General features: G+C 80.9%; 1 protein-coding gene. It reads left to right on the top strand.

Features of this window, described 5'->3' with window-relative positions:
* The coding region (locus LE181_RS31760) for a coiled-coil domain-containing protein (RefSeq protein WP_505016595.1) at positions 1-1573 on the top strand (1573 nt) is incomplete at both ends.

Genomic DNA, 1573 nt, shown 5'->3' with positions numbered 1-1573 from the left:
GATGCGGGACTGGCCGAAGCGGTGCTGGAGTGGGCCGCCCTGGCCCGTACGAACGCACGCGAGCGGCAGGCCGTCGCCGAGGCCGCCGTGGTCGCCGCCGAGCGGGCCCACCGCGCCGCCCAGGACCACGCCGACGAGGTGCGGGAACTGGCCGGGCTGCAGCGCCGGCACGCCGAGGCGGACCGGCGCGCCCGGGCACTGCGCGAGCGGCGCGCCGAGCACGACGACGTCCTGCGGCGCCTGGAGCGGGCCCGGGCCGCCGAAGCCGTCGCCCCCGCACTGGACCTGCGCGAGAAGGCCGAGGCCGAACGGCTGGCCGCCGCCGACGCGGAGCGGCGGACCCGTGCGGCGCTTCCCGGTGCGCACCGCGACGGCAGCGCCGGCCACCTGGCCGCCGCCGAGCGCACCCTGCGCGAGGAACTCGGCGCGCTCTCCGCCGCGCGCCGGGCGGAGACACGCGCCGCCGGCATCGCCCGCGAGCTCGCGGAGACCGCCCGCGCGGCCGGCGCCGACGAGGAGGTGCTGGCCGAGGCCGGCGCATGGCTCGACTCCTGGGAGGCCACCCGCCGCGACCACGAACAGCGCATCGACGCCGCCCAGGAGGCGGTGGGGCTCGCCGAGCGCCTCATCGGGCAGCTCGAACCGGCGCGGCGCCGGCTCGCGGCCGCCCGCCGCCGCGACGCGCTCACTCGCGAGGTCGCCGGCGCCGAGGCCCGGCTGCTGGCCGCCCGCGAGGGGGCGTCCGACGCCCGTGAGCACTGGCTCGGGCTCAAGGAACGCCGGCTGCGCGGCATGGCCGCGGAGCTCGCGGCGGAGCTGACGGCCGGGGAGCCGTGCGCGGTCTGCGGTTCGGCCGAGCATCCCGCCCCCGCCCGCCCCGGCGCCGGCCACGTGGACCCGGCGGCCGAGGACACCGCCCTGCAGGCGTACCAGCGGGCCGACGGCGTCCGCGAGGAGGCGGCCGGCCGCCTGCGGTCCCTCGGGCAGGACCTCGACGTCGCGACGGCCGAGGCGGGAGCCGCGGCCGCGGACGAACTGGCCCGCGCCGTCGACGAGCTGGAGCACTCCCTGGCCGCGGCCCGGGACGCGGCGGCCGGTCTGCACGGGGCCCGGCAGGCGCTCGCCGCCGCCGAGGGCGAGTGCGAGCGCCGCCGGGCCGCACAGGAAGAGGCCCGGCTGCGCATCGCGGCCCGCTCCTCCCGCCGGGAACAGCTCGACCGCGAACTGCGCGCGCTGCAGGAGGAACTGGAGCAGGCCCGCGGCGGAGAGGAGAGCGTCGCCCGCAGGGCCGCCCTGCTGGAGGAACAGCTCGTGCTCCTCGCCGACGCGGCCGAGGCCGCACGGGAGGCCGGGCGGGCGGCGGACCGGCTCAAGGAAGCCGACGCACAGCTCGACGACGCGGCCTACCGCGCCGGGTTCGACACCCCCGAGCTGGCCGCCGGGTCCCTGCTGGGCGCCGCCGCGCAACGGGAGCTGCAGGAGCGGCTCGACCGGTGGCGCAGCGAGACGGCGGCGGTCGCCGCCGAGCTCGCCGACCCGGCGGTGGCGGCCGCCGCCGCGCGGCCGCCCGCCG

The organism is Streptomyces sichuanensis (genome assembly GCF_020328095.1).
GTDB classification, from domain to species: Bacteria; Actinomycetota; Actinomycetes; order Streptomycetales; family Streptomycetaceae; genus Streptomyces; species Streptomyces cinnamoneus.
The sequence above is the reverse complement of the archived record's forward strand: the minus strand, read 5'-3'. Positions and strand labels throughout refer to the sequence as shown.